Raw genomic sequence first — 2,670 nt, forward strand, 5'->3', positions numbered from 1 at the left:
AGTGATGATCCTAATGTTTGGAATCCTGATGTTTTTAGTTGGAGGCGTATTCGTTTAGCTCCAACACTTGTGCTTATTGGTTTTGGTTTTCAGGTATATGCTATTTTAGCAAATCCGAATAAGGACAAAAACCCAAACAATTAAATCTAAAAAACCAATCATTAACTTTTAGAATTTAATAAATCTCTATGGAAATTATTGATGCAATTATTTTAGGTGTTGTACAAGGACTTACAGAATTTTTACCTGTATCATCTAGTGGTCATTTAGAATTAGGCAAAGCTATACTTGGAGACAATTCTCTCCCTAAAGAAAGTTTATTATTTACGGTTGTACTCCACTTTGCTACTGCTTTAAGTACTATGGTGATTTTTAGAAAAGATATTGTTAACATTATAAAAGGCATTTTAAAATTTGAATGGAATGAAGATCTTCAATTTTTAGCTAAAATTGCATTATCCATGATTCCTGCAGTAATTGTTGGTCTCTTTTTTGAAGAGCAACTAGAGCAACTCTTTGGTGGCAATATTATGCTTGTAGGCTTTATGCTTATCATTACAGCCATTCTTTTATTTTTAGCAGATAGAGCAAAAGACACCAATAAAAATGTATCCTTTAAGAATGCTTTTGTTATTGGTATTTCTCAAGCTATAGCCATGCTTCCTGGTATTTCTCGTTCTGGAGCTACCATATCTACTTCGGTACTTTTAGGCAATGACAAAACCAAAGCTGCTCGTTTTTCGTTTTTAATGGTTGTGCCTTTAATCTTTGGAAAAATTGCTAAGGATATTATGAGTGGAGATATTACTTATGAAAGCTCAAACTTCACCAACCTAGGTATTGGATTTGTTGCTGCTTTTGTAGCAGGTCTATTTGCTTGTAAATGGATGATTGCTCTTGTAAAACAAAGCAAACTTATCTATTTCTCTATTTACTGTATTATTGTTGGTCTCATTGCTGTAATCTGGTCATTAAGCGCTTAATGAAAACATTAGAAGATTTTAAAAATGGTGAGGTTTTACTCATAGATAAACCGCTTACGTGGACCTCTTTTCAAGCCGTAAATAAATTGCGTTGGGCGATTAGAAAATCATTCTCTATCAAAAAAATAAAAGTAGGTCATGCTGGCACTTTAGATCCTTTAGCAACTGGCTTATTAGTAATCTGTACTGGCAAAATGACCAAACAGATTAACACATTTCAAGGCCAGGAAAAAGAATATACAGGCACTTTTGTAATAGGTAGCACAACACCTTCTTATGATTTGGAAACCGAAATCGATGCTACTTTCCCAACGGATCATATTACCGAAGATTTAATTCACCTAACTACAAAACAGTTTATTGGTAAGATTGAACAATTTCCACCTGTATTTTCTGCTATAAAAAAAGACGGAAAGCGCTTATATGAATTTGCTAGAGCAGGAGAAAATGTTGAAATAAAATCGCGCCAAGTTGAGATTACAGAGTTTGAAATCACCGAAATCAACACTTCGACTAAGCTCAACACAAAGAATCTTGAATTAAAATTTAGAGTGGTTTGCAGTAAAGGCACTTACATACGCTCTTTGGCTCATGATTTTGGCAAAGCCTTAAATTCTGGCGCGCACCTATCTGAATTAAGAAGAACCAGAATTGGTAAATTTAAAGTAGAAAACGCTTTAAGTCCTGAAGATTTTATTGCAACGCTTCCATTAGAAGACTAGTTGCACTACGGTTTATAAGACATTTCTAATCTTTTTACTTATTATATTCGTATATCTATTGTCTAAAAACTTGATTTTATTTGAAATTTATTGAACACTATAAAGCTGCTATTATTACATTTCTTCTTACAGGAACTGTAGTTATTGCTATGTTTAGTATTCAATTAAAATTGCATGGTACACTTATCTCTGAAAATTTTTACGAGATTGAAACAGAGTCAGAGCTAACTGAAGAAGAGCAAAAACCGCTTGAAGCTTTAGATGGTACCACTACAAATAAGGCTTTTAATGAAGACCAAGAGTACAAAGAAATGATGCGCAATTTTAAAGCCATTAGCGCAAATGATTTTGAACGTACTACAAAAGCTTTAGAAGAAGCAAAAGCAAATAAAGTTAATGAAGAAATAAGCATCAACACATCTTATATTAACACTAATGCTTATGCACTTAATTCTGAAGAAACAGCATCTTACAAAAAACTTCAGGATGAACTCAACAAACGATTAGATAATAAAAAAATTGCCGATGAACATGCCAAAGCTAAAAGCACTTTAACCTATTCGTTAAAAGGTCGTATTATGCAAGATTATGACATACCAAGGTATCTATGTGAAAACGGTGGAAAAATTGTAGTAAGCATTACAGTTAACCATAAAGGCTTGGTAACTAATACTCGCATTAATGGGTCTTCTAACTCTTCAAACCAATGCTTAACAGATAGCGCTTTAGAATATGCTAAAGAGGTATTATTTGATAGCTCTAATAAAAAAGAGCAAATCGGCACAATAACCTTTTTGTTCAAAGGAAAAAATTAGGCTAAAAGACTAACTAAATCTTCAATTAAAGACTGACCTTTATCTTTATTATACCAACGTTGTAAATCTTCTTTAAATTCTGGTGTTATTTTACCATGCTCAGCTTTATAAGCTTTCACCATTTCTGTAGCTACAGTAGGTCTTGGTCCA

Annotated in this window: 4 protein-coding genes and 1 pseudogene; 4 read left to right on the forward strand and 1 reads right to left on the reverse strand. The window is 32.9% G+C overall.

From position 1 onward, the window contains the following. The 4 genes from N4A42_RS13700 to N4A42_RS13715 all read left to right on the forward strand — a co-directional run. A partial coding sequence (locus N4A42_RS13700) for a DUF3098 domain-containing protein (protein ID WP_294075134.1) occupies window positions 1-144 on the forward strand: 144 nt, incomplete at its 5' end. 44 nt (window positions 145-188) lie between these two features. Next, window positions 189-983 (forward strand): undecaprenyl-diphosphate phosphatase, encoded by a 795-nt coding sequence (locus tag N4A42_RS13705; protein WP_294075127.1) that lies wholly within the window; start codon window positions 189-191, stop codon window positions 981-983. Then, window positions 983-1,705 carry a tRNA pseudouridine(55) synthase TruB gene (truB, locus tag N4A42_RS13710; RefSeq protein ID WP_294075129.1) on the forward strand — a complete coding sequence of 241 codons (723 nt, stop codon included), beginning with the start codon at window positions 983-985 and terminating at the stop codon, window positions 1,703-1,705. The genes N4A42_RS13705 and truB overlap by 1 nt, the downstream gene beginning before the upstream one ends. Before the next feature lie 80 nt (window positions 1,706-1,785). Continuing rightward, the gene (locus tag N4A42_RS13715) at window positions 1,786-2,520 is read left to right on the forward strand and encodes a hypothetical protein (protein WP_294075132.1); all 735 of its coding nucleotides are present in this window, start codon (window positions 1,786-1,788) and stop codon (window positions 2,518-2,520) included. Here the strand turns inward: N4A42_RS13715 and N4A42_RS13720 are convergent. Continuing rightward, a pseudogene (locus N4A42_RS13720) lies at window positions 2,517-2,670 on the reverse strand (thioredoxin family protein); the annotation flags it as partial. The gene N4A42_RS13715 and the pseudogene N4A42_RS13720 sit on opposite strands and share 4 nt — an antisense overlap.

The organism is Winogradskyella sp. (assembly GCF_025210595.1).
Classification (GTDB): Bacteria; Bacteroidota; Bacteroidia; order Flavobacteriales; family Flavobacteriaceae; genus Winogradskyella.

Excerpts from the sequence above, each read along its gene's own strand:
- truB (WP_294075129.1), top strand. The coding sequence starts at position 983 with ATGAAAACATTAGAAGATTTTAAAAATGGTGAGGTTTTACTCATAGAT.
- N4A42_RS13705 (WP_294075127.1), top strand. The coding sequence starts at position 189 with ATGGAAATTATTGATGCAATTATTTTAGGTGTTGTACAAGGACTTACA.